This window comes from Polymorphum gilvum SL003B-26A1, from assembly GCF_000192745.1.
GTDB lineage: Bacteria > Pseudomonadota > Alphaproteobacteria > Rhizobiales > Stappiaceae > Polymorphum > Polymorphum gilvum.
On sequence record NC_015259.1, the window covers coordinates 2,585,362 to 2,609,538 of the forward strand.

Genomic DNA, 24,177 nt, shown 5'->3' on the forward strand with positions numbered 1-24,177 from the left:
CGGCTTCCCTCAGAAGCGGTGCCGCGGTGCGCTGGCCGCATCGGGGGCCGCGAACATCGGCACCGCCAGGTCGAGGATCGCTTCGATGACGGCTTCCGGGTCGTCGAGGTCGAGACGGCCGCCGGTGAAGGCGTCGCAGCGGTAGCGCCTGCGCAGCACCTGCGAGCGGATCCCCAGGATGGCGCTCACCCGCCAGCCGATCTCGGCCTCGCTGAGCCAAGGGGCGTGCGCCCGCAGCTGCGCCATGATGACGCGATGCGGCTGCATGCTTGCCTCCAGCGCCCGGAACCGCCCCGGATCGCGGCAGGTCGACAGCAGCGTGCTGATGTGCATGAGGACGCCGTAGGCCCCGTCCCCGCGCAGATGCCAGAGCACGGGCGGGCGGATCAGCGCATCGAGCACGCTGCGCACGGGCGGCGGCTCGGGACGGTGTGCAAAGATCGCGGTCTGCAGAATCTGCAACCTCTCCCTGTTGAGGCGGTTGTAGGCGCCCATGCCCACGGCGGCGATCAGCTCGTCCAGCGAGCCGAAATGGAACGCGACCGCCGAGACGCTGGTTCCCGCCCGATCCGCGACCATGCGCGTGGTGATCTGCGCGGCCGCCACCCCCTCCTCGACCAACTGGCAATAGGCGCCGACGAGGCGATCGGCGGTCGGATGCGGGACGCCAATCATGTGACCCACGTCATCTGACCCCTGTCATGCGACCCATGTCGTCTGACCCATGTCGTCTGACCCATATCCTCTGACCCATGCCCTCTGTCCTCTGGGGAGACCAGGGCCCGCCGGGGGAACCAGATACTTGCCGGGCTAAGGATTTGTGCCATTGTCCCGGCCGTCGATGACACGGTGATGAAGGCCGCAGTTGCGCTTCCTGCGGGCAATTCGGCGTCAGCCGACCATGAAACAGGGTGTTGAGGCATGGTGATGAGACATGACGGTCCAACCATAGCCGACGCTCATGAACCTTCGAACGACCCGGGGCATCGCAGCAAGGTCCGTCGCCTGCGTAGGCGCCGCCCGTTGAAGCGATGACCGGATGGAGCGGCAGGGGCAGAACCGATCACGCTGCGCACGCTGCTGACGCGACCTGCGTCTCGCCGATGCTTGTTTGTCGGGGCGCCAGCACTGCGCGAGGGAGCCGCTGCCGGCCGCTCGGGGCGGCCCCATGGCGTCGGTTCGCTCGGAAAGCCCCTGCTGGCGGACGGGGGACGACGGGCATGGCCGCAACGGGCAGCGATCGGCGCGGCGATGGCCCGCGACGCACCGGGCAAGCCCGAGCAGTCGCGTAACCAGGCGACGGCGCAGGCTGCCCCTTGCGGCGTCCCGGCCGCTTTATGCGCGGTTTCGGGGCAGCGGAAGGACGAGCGAAGGCCGGTACGCCCTCTCCACCGCCACAGGAAAAGGTCGTGCACGGCATCACAATGCCGCTGATCGACGCCGCCATGCCGGACCAGGTGCCGCAGGCGGGACGGTACCCTGATCGACCCGGGCCTGGGTTGCCATGGCGGGACTTTCGGCGACCGCAGAGACCAGAAGGCGGATGACAGGGAGACGAGCCGCAGACCGTCGCTTTTCCGACGAAAAACGACGTACCGACACGCGAGGGCTAGCTAGTCCCCGTCATTCCCACTCGATCGTCCCCGGCGGCTTGGAGGTGACGTCGTAGACGACGCGGTTGACGCCCTTGACCTCGTTGATGATGCGGGTCGCGGCGCGGCCGAGGAACTCCATGTCGAAGTGGTAGAAGTCGGCGGTCATGCCGTCGACCGAGGTGACGGCGCGCAGCGCCAGCACGTATTCGTAGGTGCGCCCGTCGCCCATGACGCCGACGGTCTGCACCGGCAGCAGCACCGAGAAGGCCTGCCAGATGGCGTCGTAGAGCCCGGCCTTGCGGATCTCGTCGAGATAGATCGCGTCGGCCTCGCGCAGGATCTTCAGCTTGTCGCGCGTCACGCCGCCGGGGCAGCGGATGGCGAGGCCCGGGCCCGGGAACGGATGGCGGCCGACGAAGGCGTCGGGCAGGCCGAGCTCGCGCCCGAGCGCGCGCACCTCGTCCTTGAACAGCTCGCGCAGCGGCTCTACCAGCTTCATCTTCATGCGCTCGGGCAGGCCGCCGACATTGTGGTGCGACTTGATGGTCACCGACGGGCCGCCGGTGAAGGAGACGCTCTCGATCACGTCGGGATAGAGCGTGCCCTGGGCGAGGAAGTCGGCGCCGCCGAGCTTCGTCGCCTCGGCCTCGAACACCTCGATGAACAGCCGGCCGATGGTCTTGCGCTTGACCTCCGGATCGCTCTCGCCCTCGAGCGCGTCGATGAAGGTATCGGCCGCGTCGACATGGACGAGCGGGATGTTGTAGTGGCCGCGGAACAGCGACACCACCTCCTTCGCCTCGCCCTTGCGCATCAGGCCGTGGTCGACAAAGATGCAGGTCAGCTGGTCGCCGATCGCCTCGTGGATGAGCACGGCGGCGACCGAACTGTCGACGCCGCCGGACAGGCCGCAGATCACCCTGCCGCTGCCGACCTGCGCGCGGATGCGCGCGATCGCGTCGGTGCGGAAATGCGCCATGGTCCAGTCGCCGGCGCAGCCGGCGATCTTGTGGACGAAATTGGACAGAAGCTTCGCCCCGTCGGGCGTGTGCACCACCTCCATGTGGAACTGGGTGGCGTAGAAGCGGCGCGCCTCGTCGGCGATCATGGCATAGGGCGCGTTCTCGGAGACGGCGACGACCTCGAAGCCGTCGGGCAGCGCCGTGACGCGGTCGCCGTGGCTCATCCACACCTGATGGCGGCTGCCGGCCTCCCACACGCCCTCGGTCAGCGCGCAGGGCCTGGTCACCTCGACGAAGGCGCGACCGAACTCGCGGTGGTGCTCGCCCTCGACCCGCCCGCCCAACTGGTGGGCCATGACCTGTTCGCCGTAGCAGATGCCGAGCACCGGCACGCCCGCCGCAAACACCGACATCGGCGCCAGCGGCGCGCTCTGGTCGAGCACCGAGGCCGGGCCGCCGGACAGGATTACGCCCTTCGGCCGCATCCGCTCGAAGGCGGCCTCTGCCGACTGGAACGGCACGATTTCCGAGTAGACGCCAGCCTCGCGCACGCGCCGGGCGATCAGCTGGGTGACCTGGGAACCGAAGTCGATAATGAGAATGCTGTCTGTCATGACGTGCTTCTAGCCTGTCGCCGGCCGGATTTGAACTTCAATTTGCGCTGCGCGGCCGCGCCTGCACGACCGGCTCGCGGAGCTGGAGCGCGCCGAGCAGGTTCGACAGCCGGATCCGGTCGGAGACGCCAACGCCCCGCAGGATCTCCGCCTCCAGCGGCGCGAGCCGCGCGGCGATGCCGGCACCGAGCTGTCGGCCGGCGCGCGTCGGCCTGAGCACGACCAGCCGCCGGTCCTTGCGGTTCTCGGCCTTCTTCACCAGCTTGCGGTCGGTCAGGCGCATCGCCGCCCGGCTGATGGCGACGGCGTCGAGGCCGGTCCGCGGCCCGAGGTCGCGCACCGACAGGTCCTCCACCTCGATCAGGGCGGCCAGCACCTGCCATTCGGCGAGCGCCAGACCGTGGTCGGCCTGCAGGGCGCGCGCCAGGCGGCGCTCCACCAGCCGCGCGGCGGCGATAAGCTTCAGGGGCAGGAAATTGTCGAGGCCGACGGGCGGCTCGGCGTCGAAGAGGCCGGCCTGATGGATCGGGCCGTCCGGTACGGATTTCATCGGATCTCGCCTCCGGGCGTCGACGGCAGCGCCTTCTGGCAACGCCGCCGGCGTGGGCTGTTCTGGTCGATTTTGCCGCCTGTTACAGCAGTTTCGTTGCCGACGACACGATCTTTGCGGGGATATCCACGACCCTTTTTGTTGCCACCGAAACGAGGCCGCGCGGCGCCGGCCGATATCGCGTCATCAGCAACGAAACAGCCGATCACAGGACCGGCGCCCAATCTTTTCGTTTCGCTTGAAAGGACCTTGTCAACACCCCCTGCCTTCATTTTGACCCGGCCGCGCGGGTATGCGTAAGCTTCAGGTTGCGGGCCGATGCCGATTCGAAACCGGCGAGGCCGGGCACTCGGGGATCATCAAGGACAACGGGCCGGCGACGTCGCTTCGCACCGGACCCGGACTGCGGAAGCGATCACAGGCCATGAGCAACCCGGAAGACGCCCGGCCCTCCCCCCAGCAGACCCCGGCAGCGGCGGCGGACGCGCGCCCGGCCAGCGCCTACGCGGATGGCGCCTCCCCGGTCGGTTCCATCCCGGTTGGGTCGGGGCCGGATGTCACCGCCTATCTGGACGCCCATGCGCGGGCGCCGGAGGACGTCGACGCCGCCTACCGGGCCGCCACCGCGCTGCTGCGCTCGGGGCGCCTCGACGAGGCGGCGGCGTTGCTGCGCAAGATCGTGTTCGCCCGGCCCGACCATCTGCGCGCCCGCGCCAATCTCGGCAACTGCCAGTTGCTGCTCGGCGACCTCGCCAACGCGGAAGCCTCGTTCCGCGCCGTTCTGGACGCCATGCCCGACAACCACAACGCGCTTTACGGCCTGGCGACGATCCTGATCCGCCAGGGCCGGCCTGAAGCGGCGCTGGAGGCCGCGCAGCGCCTCGTCGGGCTCCTGCCCGACAACGCCCCGGCGCTGACCCTTCTCGCCGACGCCTGCGCGGGCGATCCGCGCCCGGGCACGGCGATCGCCGCCTATCGCGCCGCCCTGCGCCTCGACCCGGTCTACCAGCCGGCCTTGCTCGGCCTCGCCCGGGCGCTGCTCAGGCGCCAGCGGCTCGACGAAGCGAAGGAGCTGGCGGAGCGGGCGGTCGGCATCGGCTCCGGCTCGACGGCAGCCTATGCCATGCTCGGCGACGTGCTCGCCGCACAGGACGCGCTCGGGCCTGCGCGCGACGCCTACGAGGCGGCGCTCGACCGGGACCCGGCGGATCCAGACGTCAAGGTCAAGCTGAGCACGGTCGCCCGGCGCGCCGGCGACCTCAAGGCGGCGCTGCGCCACGCCGACGATGCCTGGAGCGAGCGGCCCGACCACCGCGACGCCGGCAATGCCGTCGGCGCCGCCCTCGCCGCCTTAGGCGAGCGTACGGCAGCGCGCACCGTGCTCACGGCGGTTGCAGCCGGCCAGCCGGCGCCCGACCGCATTCGCGACGTGATCGAGGCCCTGCGCGCGGTCGCCCTGCCCGCGACCGGCGAGCCGGCACCTGTTGAACCGGACCCGGAAGCAGCGCGCGAAACCGGCGCTCCGGCGCCAGCCGCAGACGACCCAACCGCAGACGACGATGGCAATGCGGCGCAAGGGTCGGCCACCAAGGCGCCCGGGGATCCGCCAAAGCAGAATCCCGCCTGACCCCGTTCCCCGCCAGGGGCCGTCAGTCGGGCCGTCAGGCGGGCTTGCGGCGCAGCAGCGCGATGAAGAAGCCGTCGGTGCCGGTCGTCGCCGGGGTCAGGGTCAGATGCCCCTCCGGCGAGACATGAGCGGGCAGAGGCGCGCCCGGCAGAGCGGCGGTCCAGGCCTCGGCCGCGGACAGTGTCTCGAAATCGCAATGGGTCGACAGGAATCCGGCGACTTGCTGGCGGTTTTCCGGCACCAGAACGGAGCAGGTCACATAGGCAAGCAAGCCGCCCGGACGCACGAAGCGGGCGGCGGCTTCAAGCACGCGCGCCTGGTCCTCGACCCGCTCGGCCAGCGCCCGTTCGGTCAGCCGCCACTTGGAATCCGGCCGCCGGCGCCACACGCCGGTGCCGGTGCACGGCGCGTCGACGAAGACGAGGTCCATGTGGCCGGCAAGGTCGTCGAGAGCGCCCTCATGCGGCGGGCGGACCTGGACGTTGCGGGCGCCGGCGCGGGCCAGCCGCTCGTGGATCGGCGCGAGCCTTATCCTATCGGAATCAAAGGCATAGATCTGGCCGCGGTTTTCCATGCGGGCCGCCAGAGCCAGGGTCTTGCCGCCGCCGCCGGCACAGAAGTCGAGCACCTGCCGGCCCGGCTGAGCGCCTGCGACCAGGGCGACCAGCTGGCTCGCCTCGTCCTGCAGCTCGAACCAGCCCTTGCGATAGCCCTCCTCGGCCTGCACATGCGGCAGGCGCGCCGGCCCCGGCCTCGGCTCGACCCTGAGGCCGACCGGCGACAGCGGCGTCTCGCGCACGCCGATGTGCTGCAGCCGCCTCGCGACCTTTTCCCGCGTCGCCTTCAAGGTGTTGACGCGCATATCGATCGGCGCGCGCGCCGCCAATTCCTGCCCTTCCCGCACAGCACCGGCACCGAGCGAGCCGGCGAAGACCGGCCACAGCCAGTCCGGCACATCCGCCGCCACCGCATCGGGAGCTCGCTCCGCCGGTTCCATCTGCAGTGCCGCAGCCTCGTCCGCCGAGACTGCCTCCGGCGCATGGCGGTCCTCGGCAAGGACGGCCTGAAGGCGATCGGGGCCGAGGGCCCAGGACAGCGCATAGGTGGCAAGAACGATCGCCCGCGGCGTGTCCGAACGCATCCGCCAGCCGAGGCTGCGCTTGTGGCGGAGGGCATCGAAGACGAGGTTGCCGATGATCGTCCGGTCGCCGGAACCGGCGAAGCGGTGGGCGTTGCCCCAGTCCTTCAGCGCCTCCTGGACCGGCCGGTGGCGCTCGTCCACCTCGGTCAGAATCTCGATTGCCGCGGCAAGACGCCCGCCGTCCTTCATCGTATCACTCCAGGCCCGTTCCCGGCCGGCGTCGGCTGACGCCGGCCCGACGGCTCAAATGTTCGTCGGGTAGTTCGGGCTCTCGCGCGTGATGGTCACGTCGTGGGCATGACTTTCGCGCAGGCCCGCGCCGGAAATGCGCACGAAGCGGGCCCTTTCCTGCAGTTCCGTGATGGTGCTGGCGCCGACGTAGCCCATCGCAGCCCTGAGGCCGCCAGCGAGTTGGTGCAGCACGCTGGACAAGGGCCCCTTGTAGGGCACCTGACCTTCGATGCCTTCCGGAACCAGCTTCAGCGTGTCGCGAACCTCGGCCTGGAAGTAGCGGTCGGCGGAGCCGCGCGCCATGGCGCCGACGGAACCCATGCCGCGGTAGGCCTTGTAGGAGCGGCCCTGATGCAGATAGACCTCGCCGGGGCTTTCCTCGGTGCCGGCCAGCAGCGAGCCGATCATCGCCGCCGAGGCACCGGCGGCCAGCGCCTTGGCCAGATCGCCCGAATACTTGATGCCGCCGTCGGCGATGATCGGGATGCCCTGCTTGGCGGCCTCGTCGCAGCTTTCCATGATGGCGGTCAGTTGCGGCACGCCGACGCCGGCGACGATGCGCGTGGTGCAGATCGATCCGGGGCCGATGCCGACCTTGACCGCGTCGGCGCCGGCATCGATCAGCGCCTTGGTCGCCTCGCGCGTCGCGACGTTGCCGGCCAGCACCTGCACGGAATTGGACATCGCCTTGACGCTGGCGACCATTTCGAGCACCCGGGCGGAATGGCCGTGCGCCGTATCGACCACCAAGAGATCGACACCGGCGTCGATCAGGCGTTCCGCCCGCTCAAGCCCCTCGTTGCCGACGCTGGTCGCCGCGGCGACGCGCAGGCGGCCCTGGTCGTCCTTGGACGCGTTGGGATTGAGTTGCGCCTTCTCGATGTCCTTGACCGTGACGAGGCCGACGCAGTTATACTTCTCGTCGACCACCAGCAGCTTCTCGATGCGGTGCTGGTGCAGCAGGCGCTTGGCCTCCTCCTGGCTGACCGTGTCGCGTACGGTGACCAGGTTTTCCCGCGTCATCAGTTCATAGACGCGCTGCTCGGGATTGGAGGCGAAGCGGACGTCGCGGTTGGTCAGCACGCCGACCAGGCGCCCGGTATGTTGGCCGCCGGTGCCGCCGTTCTCGACCACCGGAATGCCGGAAATGCCGTACTGGCCCATGAGGTCGAGCGCGTCCTTCAGCGTCGCGTCGGGCCCGATCACGACCGGGTTCACCACCATGCCGGATTCGAACTTCTTCACCTGGCGGACCTGTTCGGCCTGCTGGTCGAGGCCGAGGTTGCGGTGGACGACGCCCATGCCCCCCGCCTGGGCCATGGCGATGGCGAGACGCGATTCGGTGACCGTATCCATGGCCGAGGACAGGATCGGCAGGTTGAGCTCGATGCCCTTGGTCACCCTTGTGCGCAGGTCGGTCTGGGCCGGCATGACCTCCGAATGACCCGGCATCAAAAGGACGTCGTCGAAGGTCAGCGCCTCGGCGCCGGTTGCCGGTACGAAAAATGAGGCCATGGCCAAATCCCCTGTTCAAATAGGCGGTCGACCCGCGAGCACCGAGACGGGCTGCGGCAGCATGAGCGCTTCGGCATTGCCGGAGAAGTTGGCGCGGGTGAATACCATGCGGGTGACGATATGAAAAGGCGAAAGCGGCGTCCGGTCGCGCTTCTCCATCAGGCTTCGACGTCCGAATCCCTGTCCCGCCCTTGTCCCCGGAAGCCCTTGGCGACCACGTAGAGCTCGGGGCTCTCCTTGCGGCTTGCCGGCGGCTTGACGTGGACGACCGTCTCGAAGTCGCGCTTGAGGTCGGCGAGCAGTGCGTTCTCCGTTCCGCCGCGGAAGACCTTGGCCAGAAACGAACCGCCCGGCGCCAGGTTCTCGCGGGCGAACAGGATCGCCACCTCGAACAGATGCGTCGTGCGAAGGTGGTCGGTCTGGCGGTGGCCCGTGGTCGGCGCGGCCATATCGGACAGCACGACGTCGGGCCTGTGTCCACCGAGGGCGGCCATCAGCGCGGCCGGCGCGTCGTCGTCAAGGAAGTCCTTCCTGAGAAAGACGACGCCGGGAATGTGGTCCATGTCGAGATAGTCGATGCCGACGACGAGCGGATTTTCCGGGGTCGAGCCGACCCGCTCGACCGCGACCTGGCACCAGCCGCCGGGTGCGGCGCCGAGGTCGACGACGCGCTGTCCGGGCTTGAGCAGCCTATGCTTGTCGTCGATCTCGATCAGCTTGTAGGCCGCGCGCGAGCGGTAGCCTTCCATCTTGGCGCGGCGGACGTAGGGATCGTTCAGCTGGCGCTCGAGCCAGCGGGTCGAGGATTCCTTGCGCTTGGCCGCGGTCTTGACCCGCACATGCAGGCCGCGGTCGCCGGAGCCGCGTTTCGAGCCGCTCATTTGGTTCCTTTCTGGCGTGTGCCGCCGCGACGGGCCGGGCCGGTCTTCCAGACGCCGTCGGCGGACATCAGTTCGGTGAGGATGCCCTCGCGCAAGCCCCGGTCGGCGACGCGCAGGCGGCTGCAGCTCCAGCGCCGGCGGATCGCCTCGAGGATCGCGCAGCCGGCGAGCACGAGATCCGCACGGTCGGCGCCGATGCAGGGATTACCGACGCGCTCCTCATAGGGCATCGACCGCAGTTTTTCGATCATCGCCGAGACGTCCTCGTCCGCCAACCAGGCCCCGTCGACCCGGCGCCGGTCGTAGCGCCTGAGTCCGAAGTGGACGCCGGCCAGGGTCGTCACGGTGCCGGAGGTGCCGAGCATGTGCACCGCGCCGGACGAAATCGCCTCGCTGAGCGCGGATCCGAACGCGAATTGCTGGAGGTGGTCGGAAACATCCTCGACCATAGCCTCGAAGGTTGCGTGGGTGACATGCATGCCGCCATGGCGCTCGGCCAGGTTGACGACGCCGACCGGCAGGGAGATCCACGCCCGGATGAAGCGGGTGAGCGCATAGCCGCGTGCGCCGCAGCGGTTGCGCAGGTCGAGCCACACGATCTCCGACGATCCGCCGCCGATGTCGAACAGCAGCACTCCGTCGGCATCGCGGTCGACCAGCGAGGCGCAGCCGGCGACGGCGAGCCGCGCCTCGGTTTCCCGGTTGACGATCTCCAGCGCCAGTCCGGTCTCGCGCTGCACGCGCTCGATGAAGTCGGGACCGTTTTCCGCTGCCCTGCATGCCTCCGTGGCGATCAGGCGCGAGCGCTGGACACCCCGTTCGGACAGCTTGCGGCGGCAGCTCTCCAGCGCCTCTATGGCCCGCTCCATGGCCGGCACGCTGAGTCGGCGGTTCAGACCGACGCCTTCGCCGAGCCGGACGATGCGAGAATAGGCGTCAACGACGCGGAACCCGCGCCCCTCCGGACGGGCGACGAGCAGACGGCAATTGTTGGTGCCGAGGTCGAGGGCGGCATAGAGCGGTGCGGCCTGCTCCCGGCCGATTACGGCCGGAGCCGCCAGCCCCGATTCGGTCCGTGCAGTTGCGGCGGCCGCTCGGGGCAGAGCCTGCCGGAGCGTCGCCTGGCCGGCGACCGACTTGGCGGGAGTCCCCTGTCCGGGGACGATCCGGGCCGGTCCTGGTTGTACCGAGGACGGCTTCTGTGCGCTGTCGCGCGCATGGAGCCCCGCCCGGCGCTCGGCCCGGTTCGGCCGCCCGCCGCGGCCACGCTTGTTGCGTTTGCCCTGGTCCGGACGCGGCTCCGAAGACGTTTCCGCCTGCGGCCGGGGTGCCGGAGCACCTGTCTGGGTCCCCTTGGAGCCGGGCGCCTTGCGCCGCCGGCGCTTGCGTTTCGCCCGCGTCTGCAGGCGCTGCTCCGAAGAGACCGGGGACCTTGCCGCGTCAGGGACACTCCGCCCGGCCCTGGGCGGCTCCTGACCCGAGTTTTCCACTTCAATGCCTCTCTGCGCTGGCACGCCGGTGCGGCGCGCGCGCAACAGAATATCGTTGGGCGAACTGTAACAGGTTGTTCGGTGGGCGCAAAGCGGACAGATTGCCGGTGCCGCAGGGCCGCGCAAACATGTGCCCTGCTCACCATCCACAGGCGGGCGCAAAGAAATCGCCCCGCCCCTGTTGCATCCTTTGTCCGCTTGGCTGTATAAGGCAGCCCACGTCGAGGCGGCCCGTTCCGCCGGCGGGCTCTACTGGGGAATAGGTTAACGGTAGACCCACGGACTCTGACTCCGTTAGTCCTGGTTCGAATCCAGGTTCCCCAGCCACTTTCCTCCTAACTAGCTGAAATCGTTAAAGTGCCTCGCGCCACCCCAGGCGGGATGAAGCGTTTTGCTACAAACCGCTGCTACAAAGAGCGAGCAAAGCGAAGTGGCAGCTCCTTCCAATATCGTTCGACGCGGACGCATATTTCATTTCCGACGAGCGGTTCCGGCAGATTTGCGCGAAAGGCTGAAGCGGCGCGAACTGGTTCGCAGCCTTGGTGCTTGCGGACCGAAGGTCGCGCGGCTACGAGCGGATGAGCTATACTGGCTCTCCGAACAACTTTTCGAAACGGCCCGCGCAAACCCCATGCTTACTCAGGATCAACTCGCCCTTCTCGCCCAGAGTTTCTACAACCACGTCCTGGAGCGAGAACGCACTGTGCGAGCATCTGGCATGTATCTCACCGAAGACGGTCGAGCCGCCCGCGCGAGGTACTGGGGTGGCGTCGCCCAGGAGACGAAGAAGTCGCTTGGTGGCAATATGCTGGATCACGGCATCACCACCGCGCAGATGACGGCGCGGATGGTCGGGCTGACCTGGAGGGATCTTGACGAAGCAGAACGGCATCAATGTAAGGAAGTCGTTCACCGGGCCGGTATTGACCTCGCAGAAGCGCTGAAAGCCCGATATGAAGGCGACTTCGAGTTCGAGCCCAAGAGCAAGCTGCTTCACCAAGCCTTGTTAGAGGTTGCCCCTGCTGTCGCTCCCGTTCAGCAACAGCAACCGGAGGCACAGACAGAGCCGCTATTTTCCAAGGTCTATCCGAGCTACATCGAAGGCCAGATTCGGCGCGGCGAATGGCGTCAGCAGACGGGCAACCAGGCACATGAGAGCGGCGGTGCAAAATTCGGCCACGGTAGCGGCGGGATAGTCCTGCCGCGGGCGGCGTAAAAGTCGTCCACCTATTTTCCTTCTGCAACATGTGCAGGAGGGTCAGGGGATCTACACCGTGGACTTATATCTGAAGGTGCGTCTGGCGGTCTCGGAGGGGATGAGCCGACGTCAGGCAGCGAAGCATTTCAATATCTCACGCGACAGCGTTTCCAAGATGCTGTCGTATTCGACGCCTCCGGGCTATCGCCGTCAGGCCCCGGTGCGTCGGCCGAAGCTGGACGCCTTTGTTTCGACCATTGATCATTGGCTGGACGAAGACCTGAAGGTACCGCGCAAGCAGCGCCACACGGCCAAGCGTGTGTTCGACCGGTTGCGGGCTGAGTGCGGGTTCACCGGCGGCTATACGATCATCAAGGACTACATGCGCGAGCGGGAGCAGCGCCGGCAGGAAGTGTTCGTGCCGTTATCGCATCCGCCGGGCCACGCGCAGGCTGACTTTGGCGAGGCTGTGGTTGTCATCGGCGGCGTGGAGCAGAAGGCGCACTTCTTTGTGCTCGACCTGCCGCACAGCGACGCCTGCTATGTGCGGGCCTATCCGGCGGCGGTGTCAGAGGCCTGGATTGATGGCCACGTCCATGCGTTCGCCTTCTTCGGGGCGGTGCCACAATCGATCGTCTATGACAACGACCGCTGCCTGGTGTCGAAGATCCTGGCCGATGGCACGCGCAAGCGGACAGTGCTGTTCAGCGGCTTCCTGTCCCACTACCTGATCCGGGATCGCTATGGCCGCCCCGGCAAGGGTAATGACAAGGGAAGCGTCGAAGGCCTCGTCGGCTATGCCCGTCGCAACTTCATGGTGCCGATCCCGCGCTTTGCGACGTGGGATGAGTTCAACGCCTGGCTGGAAGAGCAATGCCGCAAGCGCCAGCGCGACAGGCTGCGCGGCGAGAGCGAGACGATCGCAGAACGGCTGCAGCGCGATCTTGCGGCGATGCGGCCGCTGCCAGCTTCGCCTTTTGAGGCCTGCGATCAGGCCAGCGGTCGGGTCTCTTCCCAGGCGCTGGTGCGCTACAGGACCAACGACTACTCCGTCCCGGTCGCCTTCGGCCATCAGGATGTATGGATCCGGGGCTATGTCGACGAGGTGGTGATCGGCTGCCGTGGCGAGATCATCGCTCGTCATCCTCGAAGCTGGGAACGGGAAGACGTTGTGTTCGACCCGCTGCATTACCTGCCGCTGATCGAACAGAAGATCAACGCGCTGGATCAGGCCGCTCCTCTTCAGGGCTGGGATCTGCCCGAGGCGTTCGCCACGCTGCGCCGCCTGATGGAAGCGCGCATGGCAAAGCATGGCCGGCGCGAGTATGTGCAGGTGCTGCGGCTGCTGGAAAGCTTCGAGCTTGCCGATCTGCATGTGGCGGTGAAGCAGGCCCTCCAGATCGGGGCCATCGGCTTCGATGCCGTCAAGCATCTTCTCCTGTGCCAGGTGGAGCGGCGGCCGCCGAGACTGGACCTGTCCATCTACCCGTACCTGCCAAGAGCCACCGTCGAGAAGACATCGGCAAAGGCCTATATGCGGCTTCTGTCGACGCATGCGGGAGATGCCGCATGAGCACCCAAGCGTCAGACAATCCCCCTGCGATCCTGCTCTCCCACACGCTCAAGACCCTCAAGCTGCCGACCTTCCAGCGCGAGTATCAGAAGCTGGCCCGGCTCTGCGCCACACAGGGCGTGGACCATGTCGGATACCTCACTCGGCTTGCTGAGCAGGAGATGATCGAACGGGATCGCCGCAAGGTCGAACGCCGCATCAAGGCGGCGAGGTTCCCGGTCGTCAAAAGCCTCGACAGCTTCGACTTCGCCGCTATCCCGAAGCTCAACAAGATGCAGGTGCTGGAGCTGGCCCGCTGCGAATGGGTCGAGCGGCGCGAGAACGTCATCGCGCTTGGCCCCAGCGGCACGGGCAAGACCCATGTGGCGCTCGGTCTCGGTCTGGCCGCCTGCCAGAAGGGCTTGTCCGTCGGCTTCACGACCGCCGCTGCCCTGGTCAGCGAGATGATGGAGGCGCGCGACGAGCGACGTCTGCTGCGTTTCCAGAAGCAGATGGCAGCCTACAAGCTCCTGATCATCGACGAACTGGGCTTCGTGCCATTGTCAAAGACCGGGGCGGAATTGCTGTTCGAGCTGATCGCGCAACGCTACGAACGCGGTGCCACCCTGATCACCAGCAATCTGCCATTCGACGAATGGACCGAGACGCTGGGATCGGAACGGCTGACCGGCGCACTGCTCGACCGGCTGACCCACCACGTCAACATCCTCGAGATGAACGGCGACAGCTATCGTCTCGCTCAAAGCCGCGCCCGAAGGGCAGGCTGAAGCCCCTCAAAAAGTCGCCAACGCCGCACGCGGGAAACTCTGGTCGGGCTACGCCCTCCCGACGTTCCCCGCGTGCGGCGTCAGGTGGCCTACTTTTACGCCGCCCAATGGACGACTTTTGCTCCGCCGTTGACAGGTCGTCCAGCTCATGGAACGCCAGCGGATCCGCTGCCTCGACCGCGGCTTTCTGGCGCTCCAGCAGCGCGTCGAGCGCTTCGTGGTCCGGCGCAGTCAACGTCTCGCAAGCCGTGCGGACCGTTTCCGCCTCGATCGCGCTGCGGATGAAGCGGGCCTGCATCACCGCGGTTTCGGAAATTCGCGCGACGGTGGTCGACCGCTGCGGCCGGATCAAAAGAAAGCCGAGCTTGGACAAGCGGTAGAAGGCGTCGCGCACTGGCTGGCGGGACACGCCGAGTGCCCTGGCGACGTCGGCTTCCGACACCCTTGTTCCCGGCGGCAGGTCGAGCGACAGAATCTGCCTGTGCAGTTCGTCGAATACGGCGTCCGCCACCGAAGGCCTGTTCGGCGGCTCCAGGAGCCGCAGAGGGCTCGATCCGGCCATGGTTCGGCTCCGTTGACTTAAATCGTATGCTAGAATATTACGCGGGCGCGGCAATTGGAAGACCAATCGCCAATCGACATTTGGGGAGGTTCGTCGTGGCTTTGCTGACCCCTGACAGGCTGTTTCCCACTGATCCGCGGACGCGCGACATTGCCCGCGCGCTGTATCAGACCGTTGCGGGCCTGCCGATCGTCAGCCCGCACGGTCACACCGATCCGCGCTGGTACGCGGAGAACGAGCCGTTCTCCGACCCTGCCCAGCTCTTCATCACCCCGGACCATTACGTGTTCCGGATGCTGTTTTCCCAGGGAATCACCCTGGAAAGCCTCGGCGTGACGCGCGCCGACGGCGGCCGTGTCGAGACCGACGGCCGCACGATCTGGCGCCTGTTTGCGGAGAACTACCACCTCTTCCGCGCCACTCCGTCCCGCCTGTGGCTCGATCATGCCTTCGAGACCGTGTTCGGCCTGACGACCCGGATTTCGGCGGCGACTGCGGATGACACCTACGACCACATCGCCGACTGCCTGACGAAACCGGACTTCACCCCGCGTGCGCTGTTCGAGCGCTTCAACATCGAGGTCATCGCCACGACGGAAAGCCCGCTCGACGACCTGCGCTGGCATCGCATGATCCGCGACAGCGGCTGGCACGGCCGCGTGATCACGGCCTATCGCCCGGATGCCGTGATCGATCCTGAGGTTGCCGGATTCGCTCAGAACGTCGAACGGCTCGGTGCCCTGACCGGCGAAGACGCCACCACCTGGGAAGGCTATCTCCTGGCCCACCGCATCCGGCGCGCCTATTTCAAAGAATTCGGGGCGACCTCCAGCGATCACGGCCATGCCACCGCCCGCACGGAGAATCTGCCGCAGGGCGAGGCCGCCGCTCTCTTCCACAAAGCCCTGCGAGGAACCTGCTCTGCGGAGGAAGCCGACGCCTTCCGGGGACACATGCTGACCGAGATGGCGCGCATGAGCCTCGAGGACGGCCTCGTGCTGCAGATCCACCCGGGCAGCTTCCGCAACCACTCCGACCCGATCATGGCCACCTTCGGGCGAGACAAGGGCTTCGACATCCCGACGCGCACCGACTATGTCCGCGCCCTGAAGCCGCTGCTCGACGCCGTCGGCCTGGAACGCGAGTTGACGATCATCGTCTTCACGCTCGACGAAACAACATACGCCCGCGAACTCGCCCCGCTCGCCGGCGTCTATCCAGCCCTGAAACTCGGTCCGGCCTGGTGGTTCCACGACAGCCCCGAGGGCATGCGCCGGTTCCGGGAGATGACCACGGAGACCGCCGGCTTCTACAACACCGTCGGCTTCAACGACGACACCCGCGCCTTCTGTTCCATCCCGGCCCGCCACGACGTGGCGCGGCGGGTGGACTGCGCCTATCTCGCCACGCTGGTCGACACCGGACGGCTTCATGAAGACGAGGCCTTTGACGTCGCCGAAGACCTCGCCTACCGGCTTGCGAAACAGGCCTACAGGCTCTGAGGCGCGGCCCTGCTCAAGCGTCCGTTGCGTTCACGCCGGTTCGGCGTGCAGGTCTTCCAGTTGGAAGCAGGCCGCCCGGCCGATCGGAGTGCGGATCTCCGGCGGCATCTCGAGCCTGCACCGCTCCACCGCGATCGGACAGCGCGGATGGAAGGCGCAGCCCGGCGGCGGATTGATCGGATTGGGGATCTCCCCCTCGACGGGCTTGCGTCGGCGCCCGGACATCGCCAGATCGGGCACCGCTTCCAGCAGCATGCGCGTGTAGGGATGCTGCGGAGTACGGAACAGGGCCTTGCCCTCCGACACCTCGACCAGGCGCCCGAGATAGAGGACGCCGATCCGGTTGGCCATGTGGCGCACCACCGACAGGTCATGGCTGATGAAGAGATAGGTCAGCCCCAGTTCGTCCTGAAGGTCGCGCATCAGATTGAGGATCTGCGCCTGGACCGAAACGTCGAGAGCCGAGGTCGGCTCGTCGCAGACGATGAATTCCGGCCTTGACGACAGCGCCCGGGCGATGGCAATGCGCTGGCGCTGGCCGCCGGAGAATTCGTGCGGGAACTTCTCCGCATCCCTTGCCGACAGGCCGACCGTGTCGAGAAGGTCGCCGACCCGCTTCGTGACCTCCGCCCCCGATGCCAGGCCGAAGGTCCGGATCGGTTCGGCGATGATGTCGCCAACCCGCCAGCGCGGATTGAGACTGGCGAACGGATCCTGGAAGATCATCTGGAAGCGTCGGCGCAGCGCCCGCATGGCGGCGCCGCTGGTGCCGACCATCTCGTGACCCTCGCAGTAGATGTGTCCCTCCGAGGCCGGGATCAGGCCGACCACCATCTTGGCGATGGTCGACTTGCCCGATCCGGATTCGCCCACCAAGGCGAAGGTCTCGCCGCGGTTGATCTCGAAGGTCACACCTGCGACGGCAGTGAGATGCTGGCGTGGCTCACCCTCGATCACACGGTTCAGCCAGGGCTTCGACACGTCGAAGCGGCGCCACAGGTTTTCCACCCGCACGAGCGGCTCAGCCATCGACTGTCTCCTTGTCGTAGAGCCAGCAGGCGACCTGCCGGCCGTGGCCGCGCTCGATCGGATCGGGTCGGTCCACTCGGCAGCGCTCGAATGCCTCGACGCATCGGGGATTGAAGGCACAGCCGGGCGGAATCGCGGTCAGCCGGGGCATGGCGCCGGGGATCTGGACCAGGCGCTCGGCATCCTGCGTCAGGGTCGGGATGGATCCCATCAGGCCGCGGGTATAGGGATGCTCGGCCCGCATGATCACGTCATGGACTGGCCCGATCTCGGCCAGGCGCCCGGCATAGAGGACCGCGACCCGGTCAGCGGTCTCGGCGATCACGCCCATGTCGTGGGTGATCAACATGACCGCAGCGCCCCGCTCCGCGCATATCTCCTTGATGAGGTCGATGATCTGGGCCTGCACGGAGACGTCGAGCGCCGTTGTCGGCTCGTCGGCGATGACCAGCTCGGGTTCGGCTGCGAGCGCAAGCGCGATCACCACGCGCTGGCGCATGCCGCCGGAGAAGTGATGCGGATAATCGTCGATGCGCCGGGCCGCTGCAGGAATGCCGACCCTTTCGAGCAGCACGATGGCCCGGCTTCGGGCCTCCGCCTTGCTGACATCGAGATGCGCCAGGATGGTCTCGGTCAGTTGCCGGGAAATCGTGTAGAGCGGATTGAGGCTAGTAAGTGGATCCTGGAACACCATGCCGATGCGCCGGCCGCGAATACGCCGCATCGCCTCGGGCGACAGCGTGTCGATGCGTTCGCCGCGCAGGCGGACCTCGCCGCCGGCGATGCGCCCGGGAGGCTCCAGCAGGCCGATGATGGCCGCGCCGGTCAGGGACTTGCCCGCGCCCGATTCACCAACTACGCCGAGTACTTCGCCGGCATGGATGTCGAACGAAACCCGATCGATGGCGGTCAGAGTGCCCCGCCGGGTGGGAAACTCCACCACGAGGTCGCGGACGGACAGCAGCACCTCGGCCATGGCTTACCTCAGACGCGGGTTGAGGGCGTCGCGCAGCCAGTCGCCCAAGAGGTTGACCGACAGCGCCAGCGCCAGCAGGGCGATGGCGGGAAACAGCAGGATCCACCACTCGCCGGAGAACAGGAAGCCCTGCCCGATGCGAATCAGGGTGCCGAGAGAGGGCTGCGTCGGCGGCACGCCGACGCCGAGGAAGGACAGCGTCGCCTCGGCAATGATGGCCAGCGCCAGGCCGATGGTGGCGATCACCAAGACCGGCCCCAGCACGTTCGGCAGGATATGGGTCAGCACGATCCGGCCGGGATGAACGCCGATGACGCGCGCCGCCTGGACGTATTCCTTGTTCTTCTCCACCATTGCCGCGCCGCGCACGACACGAGCGTACTGGACCCAGTCGGACAGGCCTATGGAAACGATGAGAACCCAGATCGCCACTTCCTCCCGCATGCTCGGCGGGATGAAGCCGCGGGCGACACCGAAGATCAGCAGCGCGATCAGGATGGAGGGAAACGACAGCTGTACGTCGGCGATGCGCATCAGCAGGCTGTCGACCCAGCCGCCGCGCCATCCGGCGGCCAGGCCGAAACCGATGCCGAGGACCATGGCGAACAGCACCGAGGCAAAGCCGACGAACAGCGAGATCCGCGCTCCGTAGAGGATGGTCGACAGGATGTCGCGGCCCTGGTTGTCGGTGCCGAGTAGATAGATGTTGCCGGTAAACTGGTTGGGCTGTCCCGGCGGCGTGAAACCGTCCATCAGGTTCAGGCTGGCGGGATCGAAGGGGTTGTAGGGCGCGATCCAGGGCGCCAGGGCTGCGGCCAGAATGATCACTATTGCTACCAGCGCGGCGACGACGGCGACCGGCGAATGGCGGAAGGAATAGGCGATGTCGCTGTCCCACAGGCGGGCAAGGCGCGTCATGGTCTGTCTCCAGTCAGCGGCCGTGCCCGACCCGACGCGCGACGCGCGGCGAACGGCAGACGGCGGCAACGGGCGGCGGCGGCCGGCATCGGCTCAGTGCCTCGCGCCGGCACGGTCGACGCGCAGGCGCGGGTCGACGGCGTAATAAAGCAGGTCGACGATCAGGTTGATCAGCACGAAGATCAGCGCGATCAACATCAGGTAGGCGGCCATCACCGGCACGTCGACGAACTGGACCGAATTGATGAACAGCGCCCCGACGCCCGGCCACTGGAACACCGTCTCGGTGATGATGGCGAACGCAATGATCGAGCCGAGCTGCAGACCGGTGATGGTGATCACCGGAACCAGGGTGTTCTTCAGGGCATGCCCGAAATTCACCATGCGGTTGGGCAGCCCACGCGCCCGGGCGAACTTGATGTAATCGGTGCGAAGGACCTCCAGCATCTCGGCGCGGACCAGACGCATGATCAGCGTCATCTGGTAAAGGCCGAGCGTGATTGCCGGCAACACCAGCGATGCGCGCCCGGAGGCCGTCAGCAAGCCCGTCCGCCAAGGCCCGATATCGACAGTCTCGCCCCTGCCGAAACTCGGCAGCCACTGCAGCTCGACCGCGAAGATCCAGATCAGCAGCACGCCGATCAGGAACGTTGGCAGGGAGACGCCGATCAGGGAGGTGGTCATGATCACGTTCGACAGCCAGCCGCGTCGGTTGAGGGCCGTGTAGACGCCGAGTGCGACGCCGAACACGAAGGCGATCCCACCTGAAATCAAAGCCAGTTCCAGCGTTGCCGGCAGGCGCGACAGGATCAGTTCCAGGACCGGCTGCTGCAGCCGATAGGAGACGCCGAAATTGCCCTGGGCGGCGCGCACGATGAATGTGCCGAACTGGACGATCACCGGGTCGTTCAGACCCAGTCGCTCGCGCAACGCCTCGCGGTCGGCAACGCTGGCCTCCTGGCCCATCATGGTCGCGACCGGGTCGCCGACGTAGCGGAATAGTGAGAAAGACACGAGCGCGACGACCAGCATGACCAGCACGGACTGGGCCAGCCGCCGAAGGATGTAGGCAATCATGCAGGCATATCCGGCAAGGCCGGAGGCCCCTCGTCAGGGCCTCCGGCGATCGATCTGGACGGGCTCAGTCGAAGGTGACCGTGGTCATCTTCGGCTGGTTCTCCGGATGGACGTCCAGGCTGATGCCGTCCTTCACCGCATAGGCCAGCAACTGGTTGTGCACGGCCAGCAGGACGCGGTCCGCCTGAACCTTGTCCCAGATCGCCGCAATCGTGGCATTGCGCTTCTCGAGATCGGTCTCGGTCGCCAGCGACTTGATCATCGCATCGACCTCCGGGTTGTTGTAGCGCGACCCGTTCCAGCCGCCGCGCGCGTCTTCCTGCGAATGCACCAAGAAGTCGAACACATAGGCCGAATCGAAGGTCGGCACGCCCCAACCGAGCAGGTAGAAGTCCACTTCGCGGTTCTGGATCGCCGGGAAGTGGATGGTACGCGACTGCGACACCAGGTTGGCCTTCACGCCGATGCGGCCGAGCATGCCGACATAGGCCTGGCAGATCGCCTCGTCGTTGAGATAGCGGTCGTTCGGGCAGTGAAAATCGACCGAGAAGCCGTCCGGATAGCCGGCTTCGGCCAGCAGGCCCTTGGCCTTGTCGTAGTCCGGATCTCCATAGGCATGGAGCGCCTCGGTCCAGCCGTTGACGAACGGCGGCATGGCCACGCCCGAGGGCTGGGACTGGCCGCGCATGACGACCTTCATGATCGCGTCACGATCGAGCGCCAGGGCGAAGGCCTCGCGGACCTCGGCCTTCTTGAACGGGTTGTCGCCGGTGCTGACCGATTTCAGCGTGTCCGATCCCATGTCATAGGCGAAGAAGATCGAGCGGTTTTCGGGCCCTGTGGTGACCTTCACGCCGGCGGTCTGCTCCAGGCGGGAGATGTCCTGAACGGGCACGTCCTGGACGAAGTCGACCTCGCCCGACAGCAGCGCGGCAACGCGCGTCGCGGCTTCCTTGATCGGGGTATAGATGATCTCCGTCACCTGCGGCGGCTGGGCCCAGTGGTTCGGGTTGAGCGCCAGCACCGTGCGCACTTCCGGGTCGCGCGACACGAGCGTATAGGGGCCCGTGCCGTTGGTGTTACGGACGGTATATTTTTCCTCGCCGGCCTTGAAGTCCTGCGGGGTCTCCACACCGTTGGCCTCTGCCCAGCCCTTGTCCATGATGAAGAAGTTGGTGAGGTTCTGGACGTAAAGCGGCGACGGCCCGCTCATCTTGATGTGGACAGTATAATTGTCGACGACCTCGGCTCCGACGACGGCCGAATGCAGGCCCTTGAAGTCGGAGCTTTCCTTGCGCACGCGTTCCATCGAGAAGACCACGTCCTCGGCGGTAAAGTCGGCGCCGTCGTGGAACTTCACGCCCTCGCGCAGCTTGAACACCCAGACGCTCGGATCGTCCGGATGGATCGACCACTCGGTCGCCAAGCCGGGCTCCAGACTGCCGTCGTTGGCGCGGGTCACCAGCGTTTCATAGATATGGTGCAGCAGGGTGGACGTCGGGCCCTCGTTGGCGGAATGCGGGTCAAGGGTGAGTGCGTCGCCCACGCGCGCCCAACGCAAAGTTTTGGCTTCCGCCGGAACAAGGGTCAGAGCAAGAGCAGCGCTGGCCAGCAGAGCAGCTGTGGTACGACGCAGTCGGCCGGACCGCATGAAGCCAAGGGTCATCGAAAAACTCCTTCGTTTACTGTTGGAGCCGGCCATTTCGACCGGCTTGCCTTGATTTTTTGTTCCCCAAAATGGCTATGGAGGAATTATTATTCCTCTCATGCCGACCTGAATCTTCAATCTGTCCTAAGATCCGACCAGGCGAGTGAAATATTACTTATGTATCTGGTGCGTGCAAGCTTCAAAGCGACCCGCAGACGCGTTTCCTAGGACCCATGCACGTGTCGAGACACTTGATAAAGCGGGCGAATTGCTGCTCCGCAAGCCTGCCTCCGGCGTCGTCGGATGCGGGATCGCCCCGCAGCTGGGCTCACGTTCAAGCATGCCGTCGTTTCGCGGCGCCCGTCTTGCTGCTCCCCGGAGGGGACGATCAAATCGGCGTGATCGACAAGCGCTTCAGGTGCCAGGTCAAGCCCTTGCGCCGATTGGCTGAGATTCCGATTCGTCCTGCCGACCGATGGTCTCCCGCGGTGGTGGTTGCGGTAGTGATGGTGGTGGTGGTTGTCGTTGTGGTGATGAAGCTAGGTTACGCGGTGGTCATCGGTGCTTTCTGGCAGGGTCCGGCTGCCGAGACCAACTCCTCATTCGAAGGATCACCGATAGCCGAAACATGATGAACCTGCGCGCTCGTGGGGGAGACGCCCGAGGCTGATCTTCTGCGCGAGAGGATCGGCTTTGCCGTCGAGCGGCCGATGGAGATGGAGATGGGTGTGGCCACCAGCGGCTCCTGTGACGAGAAGAGCCCACTCCGGACGGCGCCGCGCAATAGCACCGCGACAGGGATTTGCGATGCAAACGAACACGGCCGTGCCGTACCGGCTTTCCTCCTGGCTCTGACGTCGATAAACGAGAGACCGCGAGTGTCTCATTGCGGCTGAAATCGGCGCACCGTCAGCGCTAACGGTGCGCGTCTGTTCCGTCGGACAGTTCACGCTCTGCGCCACGTTCGACCGCTTGGTCCGGCGGCTGAATGGTGCCCTCGACCGGAGCGAGATCGACACTGGCAGCGTCGGCGCGGCTCCGGGCGGCGGCGAGCATGACGGGCGAGACGTCCAGCCCCGTAACCAAGCGCGCCTTCGCAGGCGAGACGCGTCGCCAGGGCGCCATCCCCGCAGCCGATCTCGAGAAGGTTCGCGCCCTTGGCGACCACGAAGACCGGTATCAACGTCCACATCAGCGCGTCGACGAATTTCTCCACGCGGCCTACGCGTCTCGGCAGGCGGTATGGAGGGTTACGGAAGCGGTCTATTGTGCGTGGCTGGCGATCAGGTGCTGGGCCATGACATAGTGGTGGTGCAGGACGGCGATGCGCCCGGCCTCCTCGTTGCGCTCCTTGAACGCCTGGAGAATGGGCTCATGCAGGGCGGTCACGGCGGCGGCCTCGGTCTTGCGGAGCCATTTCGGCACCGTGCCCTTGTCGACCCAGGCCCGGTACTCGTACTCGATCAGCGTTGCGTGCACGCTTTCGAAGATCGACGCCAGATAGGGGTTGTGCGACGCGCGTACGAGGGTCGCGTGGAAATGGGTGTCCGCGCTCATCCAGGCCGAAATGTCGCCAATGCTGTCCTTGAGGACCTCCAGCGCCGCCTCGCCTTCGGCGATTTCCGCGTCCGTACCCCGTTCGATGGCCTGGACGATCCCCATCGTCTCCAGCCACAGACGCAGGTCGTTCAGGTGGTGAACGGAGTCCCGGTCAAGATCGAGCATCAGGTTCACGGAAGCGGCGAGGCTTTCCTGCGGCCGCCGGGTCACATAACTCCCCGACCCGCGCCGGGACTGGATCAGGCCCTTGACCACGAGGATTCGGATCGCCTGGCTGACGGTCGGCCGACTGGTGCTAAGTATCTTAGCCAGATCGCGTTCGGACGGCAGACGGCTGCCCTCCGACAGGTTCTGGGCGATGATGAAGTCCTGGATCTGGGAAGCGACGTCCTCGGCTACGAGCGGCACACTCCCGGTCCGTTCCAACGGGATTTCGGCCAGGGAGTTCCAGACACACGTATCTGACAGCAACTTGGAGCGTGCCATGTAAAACCTCGACGTAACTTTCTCCGCAATGATCGTGCCTACAGTCCTGTCCCGAACCCTGTCAATCCGGCTTCCGGCGCAGGAAACGGCGCCGAAACGCATCATCCCTCCCAGATGAGCCGACCGCTCGTCCTTTCGGATCTTCGCGCGACACCCAGAACACCGTCTCGCCGGTACATTTTGAAATCAGATCTTCGGCCGGATGCACCTCTCCACTCAGGTGCCCCTGTATTTTCACCAAACAGCCAACTAATCAAAATTAATTATTGGCATTA

21 protein-coding genes, 1 tRNA gene and 1 pseudogene are annotated in these 24,177 nt (G+C 66.4%); 8 read left to right on the forward strand and 15 right to left on the reverse strand.

Going from position 1 to position 24,177, the window contains the following annotated elements; translation table 11 throughout:
• Positions 1-9: 9 nt before the first annotated feature.
• From SL003B_RS12255 to SL003B_RS12270, 3 genes are all read right to left on the reverse strand, one after another.
• The gene (locus SL003B_RS12255) at positions 10-675 is read right to left on the reverse strand and encodes a TetR/AcrR family transcriptional regulator (RefSeq protein WP_013653169.1); all 666 of its coding nucleotides are present in this window, start codon (positions 673-675) and stop codon (positions 10-12) included.
• Between the two features lie 948 nt (positions 676-1,623).
• Entirely contained in the window at positions 1,624-3,171 is a 1,548-nt protein-coding gene (guaA, locus tag SL003B_RS12265) for a glutamine-hydrolyzing GMP synthase (RefSeq protein WP_013653170.1), read from the reverse strand.
• A 37-nt stretch (positions 3,172-3,208) separates the two neighbouring features.
• The gene (locus SL003B_RS12270; protein ID WP_013653171.1) at positions 3,209-3,721 is read right to left on the reverse strand and encodes a MarR family winged helix-turn-helix transcriptional regulator; all 513 of its coding nucleotides are present in this window, start codon (positions 3,719-3,721) and stop codon (positions 3,209-3,211) included.
• Positions 3,722-4,145: 424 nt separating this feature from the next.
• On the opposite strand from SL003B_RS12270, the gene SL003B_RS12275 reads away from it, so the two are divergent.
• Complete coding sequence (locus tag SL003B_RS12275; RefSeq protein ID WP_013653172.1) at positions 4,146-5,348, forward strand: tetratricopeptide repeat protein; 1,203 nt, start codon at positions 4,146-4,148, stop codon at positions 5,346-5,348.
• A 34-nt stretch (positions 5,349-5,382) separates the two neighbouring features.
• Here the strand turns inward: SL003B_RS12275 and SL003B_RS12280 are convergent, their stop codons facing one another.
• From SL003B_RS12280 to SL003B_RS22350, 5 genes are read right to left on the reverse strand one after another with little or no spacing between them, the layout of a single operon-like run.
• On the reverse strand, positions 5,383-6,678 hold the full coding sequence (locus tag SL003B_RS12280; protein WP_013653173.1) for an RsmB/NOP family class I SAM-dependent RNA methyltransferase: 1,296 nt from the start codon (positions 6,676-6,678) through the stop codon (positions 5,383-5,385).
• A gap of 54 nt (positions 6,679-6,732) precedes the next feature.
• Positions 6,733-8,235 (reverse strand): IMP dehydrogenase, encoded by a 1,503-nt coding sequence (gene guaB / locus SL003B_RS12285; RefSeq protein ID WP_041375518.1) that lies wholly within the window; start codon positions 8,233-8,235, stop codon positions 6,733-6,735.
• A 15-nt stretch (positions 8,236-8,250) separates the two neighbouring features.
• Positions 8,251-8,394 (reverse strand): hypothetical protein, encoded by a 144-nt coding sequence (locus tag SL003B_RS23540; protein WP_158306633.1) that lies wholly within the window; start codon positions 8,392-8,394, stop codon positions 8,251-8,253.
• Positions 8,394-9,116: an RlmE family RNA methyltransferase gene (locus tag SL003B_RS12290; RefSeq protein ID WP_013653175.1), complete on the reverse strand. Its 723-nt coding sequence runs from the start codon at positions 9,114-9,116 to the stop codon at positions 8,394-8,396. Before SL003B_RS12290 ends, SL003B_RS23540 begins: the two co-directional genes overlap by 1 nt.
• The gene (locus tag SL003B_RS22350; protein ID WP_242390244.1) at positions 9,113-10,606 is read right to left on the reverse strand and encodes a Ppx/GppA phosphatase family protein; all 1,494 of its coding nucleotides are present in this window, start codon (positions 10,604-10,606) and stop codon (positions 9,113-9,115) included. The genes SL003B_RS12290 and SL003B_RS22350 overlap by 4 nt, the downstream gene beginning before the upstream one ends.
• A 253-nt stretch (positions 10,607-10,859) precedes the next feature.
• Between SL003B_RS22350 and SL003B_RS12300 the strand changes: the two genes are divergently transcribed.
• The 5 genes and pseudogenes from SL003B_RS12300 (at position 10,860) to istB (ending at position 14,144) form a co-directional block, all read left to right on the forward strand.
• Positions 10,860-10,933, forward strand: a tRNA-Gln gene (locus SL003B_RS12300).
• A 103-nt stretch (positions 10,934-11,036) separates the two neighbouring features.
• Positions 11,037-11,216 (forward strand): annotated as a pseudogene (locus SL003B_RS24120) (DUF6538 domain-containing protein); the annotation flags it as partial.
• A 108-nt stretch (positions 11,217-11,324) separates the two neighbouring features.
• The gene (locus tag SL003B_RS12305) at positions 11,325-11,822 is read left to right on the forward strand and encodes a hypothetical protein (RefSeq protein ID WP_148259295.1); all 498 of its coding nucleotides are present in this window, start codon (positions 11,325-11,327) and stop codon (positions 11,820-11,822) included.
• Between the two features lie 58 nt (positions 11,823-11,880).
• Positions 11,881-13,377 carry an IS21 family transposase gene (gene istA, locus SL003B_RS12310; protein WP_013650724.1) on the forward strand — a complete coding sequence of 499 codons (1,497 nt, stop codon included), beginning with the start codon at positions 11,881-11,883 and terminating at the stop codon, positions 13,375-13,377.
• Positions 13,374-14,144 carry an IS21-like element helper ATPase IstB gene (istB, locus tag SL003B_RS12315; RefSeq protein ID WP_013650723.1) on the forward strand — a complete coding sequence of 257 codons (771 nt, stop codon included), beginning with the start codon at positions 13,374-13,376 and terminating at the stop codon, positions 14,142-14,144. The genes istA and istB overlap by 4 nt, the downstream gene beginning before the upstream one ends.
• Here istB and SL003B_RS12320 read toward each other — a convergent pair.
• The gene (locus SL003B_RS12320; RefSeq protein ID WP_085997580.1) at positions 14,077-14,706 is read right to left on the reverse strand and encodes a GntR family transcriptional regulator; all 630 of its coding nucleotides are present in this window, start codon (positions 14,704-14,706) and stop codon (positions 14,077-14,079) included. The genes istB and SL003B_RS12320 overlap by 68 nt on opposite strands.
• Before the next feature lie 95 nt (positions 14,707-14,801).
• Between SL003B_RS12320 and uxaC the strand changes: the two genes are divergently transcribed.
• A complete protein-coding gene (gene uxaC / locus SL003B_RS12325) occupies positions 14,802-16,208 on the forward strand; it encodes a glucuronate isomerase (RefSeq protein ID WP_013653179.1) in 1,407 nt (468 codons plus the stop codon).
• Positions 16,209-16,238: 30 nt separating this feature from the next.
• Here uxaC and SL003B_RS12330 read toward each other — a convergent pair whose 3' ends face one another.
• The 5 genes from SL003B_RS12330 to SL003B_RS12350 all read right to left on the reverse strand — a co-directional run bounded on the left by SL003B_RS12330 (position 16,239) and on the right by SL003B_RS12350 (position 21,874).
• Entirely contained in the window at positions 16,239-17,237 is a 999-nt protein-coding gene (locus tag SL003B_RS12330; RefSeq protein WP_013653180.1) for an ABC transporter ATP-binding protein, read from the reverse strand.
• On the reverse strand, positions 17,230-18,213 hold the full coding sequence (locus SL003B_RS12335; RefSeq protein WP_013653181.1) for an ABC transporter ATP-binding protein: 984 nt from the start codon (positions 18,211-18,213) through the stop codon (positions 17,230-17,232). Before SL003B_RS12335 ends, SL003B_RS12330 begins: the two co-directional genes overlap by 8 nt.
• Before the next feature lie 3 nt (positions 18,214-18,216).
• Positions 18,217-19,131, reverse strand: a complete 915-nt coding sequence (locus SL003B_RS12340; protein ID WP_013653182.1) for an ABC transporter permease — start codon at positions 19,129-19,131, stop codon at positions 18,217-18,219.
• A gap of 93 nt (positions 19,132-19,224) precedes the next feature.
• Complete coding sequence (locus tag SL003B_RS12345) at positions 19,225-20,208, reverse strand: ABC transporter permease (protein WP_013653183.1); 984 nt, start codon at positions 20,206-20,208, stop codon at positions 19,225-19,227.
• Between the two features lie 64 nt (positions 20,209-20,272).
• Positions 20,273-21,874 (reverse strand): ABC transporter substrate-binding protein, encoded by a 1,602-nt coding sequence (locus SL003B_RS12350; protein WP_242390245.1) that lies wholly within the window; start codon positions 21,872-21,874, stop codon positions 20,273-20,275.
• A 380-nt stretch (positions 21,875-22,254) separates the two neighbouring features.
• On the opposite strand from SL003B_RS12350, the gene SL003B_RS23545 reads away from it, so the two are divergent.
• Entirely contained in the window at positions 22,255-22,488 is a 234-nt protein-coding gene (locus tag SL003B_RS23545; protein ID WP_013653186.1) for a hypothetical protein, read from the forward strand.
• A 631-nt stretch (positions 22,489-23,119) separates the two neighbouring features.
• Here the strand turns inward: SL003B_RS23545 and SL003B_RS12360 are convergent.
• Positions 23,120-23,824, reverse strand: coding sequence for a FadR/GntR family transcriptional regulator (locus tag SL003B_RS12360; protein WP_013653187.1), 705 nt, complete (start codon positions 23,822-23,824; stop codon positions 23,120-23,122).
• Positions 23,825-24,177 lie beyond the last annotated feature (353 nt).

Excerpts from the sequence above, each read along its gene's own strand:
- SL003B_RS12255 (WP_013653169.1), bottom strand. The coding sequence starts at position 675 with ATGATTGGCGTCCCGCATCCGACCGCCGATCGCCTCGTCGGCGCCTAT.
- guaA (WP_013653170.1), bottom strand. The coding sequence starts at position 3,171 with ATGACAGACAGCATTCTCATTATCGACTTCGGTTCCCAGGTCACCCAG.
- SL003B_RS12270 (WP_013653171.1), bottom strand. The coding sequence starts at position 3,721 with ATGAAATCCGTACCGGACGGCCCGATCCATCAGGCCGGCCTCTTCGAC.
- SL003B_RS12275 (WP_013653172.1), top strand. The coding sequence starts at position 4,146 with ATGAGCAACCCGGAAGACGCCCGGCCCTCCCCCCAGCAGACCCCGGCA.
- SL003B_RS12280 (WP_013653173.1), bottom strand. The coding sequence starts at position 6,678 with ATGAAGGACGGCGGGCGTCTTGCCGCGGCAATCGAGATTCTGACCGAG.
- guaB (WP_041375518.1), bottom strand. The coding sequence starts at position 8,235 with ATGGCCTCATTTTTCGTACCGGCAACCGGCGCCGAGGCGCTGACCTTC.
- SL003B_RS23540 (WP_158306633.1), bottom strand. The coding sequence starts at position 8,394 with ATGGAGAAGCGCGACCGGACGCCGCTTTCGCCTTTTCATATCGTCACC.
- SL003B_RS12290 (WP_013653175.1), bottom strand. The coding sequence starts at position 9,116 with ATGAGCGGCTCGAAACGCGGCTCCGGCGACCGCGGCCTGCATGTGCGG.
- SL003B_RS12305 (WP_148259295.1), top strand. The coding sequence starts at position 11,325 with ATGTATCTCACCGAAGACGGTCGAGCCGCCCGCGCGAGGTACTGGGGT.
- istB (WP_013650723.1), top strand. The coding sequence starts at position 13,374 with ATGAGCACCCAAGCGTCAGACAATCCCCCTGCGATCCTGCTCTCCCAC.
- SL003B_RS12320 (WP_085997580.1), bottom strand. The coding sequence starts at position 14,706 with ATGGCCGGATCGAGCCCTCTGCGGCTCCTGGAGCCGCCGAACAGGCCT.
- SL003B_RS12330 (WP_013653180.1), bottom strand. The coding sequence starts at position 17,237 with ATGGCTGAGCCGCTCGTGCGGGTGGAAAACCTGTGGCGCCGCTTCGAC.
- SL003B_RS12335 (WP_013653181.1), bottom strand. The coding sequence starts at position 18,213 with ATGGCCGAGGTGCTGCTGTCCGTCCGCGACCTCGTGGTGGAGTTTCCC.
- SL003B_RS12340 (WP_013653182.1), bottom strand. The coding sequence starts at position 19,131 with ATGACGCGCCTTGCCCGCCTGTGGGACAGCGACATCGCCTATTCCTTC.
- SL003B_RS12345 (WP_013653183.1), bottom strand. The coding sequence starts at position 20,208 with ATGATTGCCTACATCCTTCGGCGGCTGGCCCAGTCCGTGCTGGTCATG.
- SL003B_RS12350 (WP_242390245.1), bottom strand. The coding sequence starts at position 21,874 with ATGACCCTTGGCTTCATGCGGTCCGGCCGACTGCGTCGTACCACAGCT.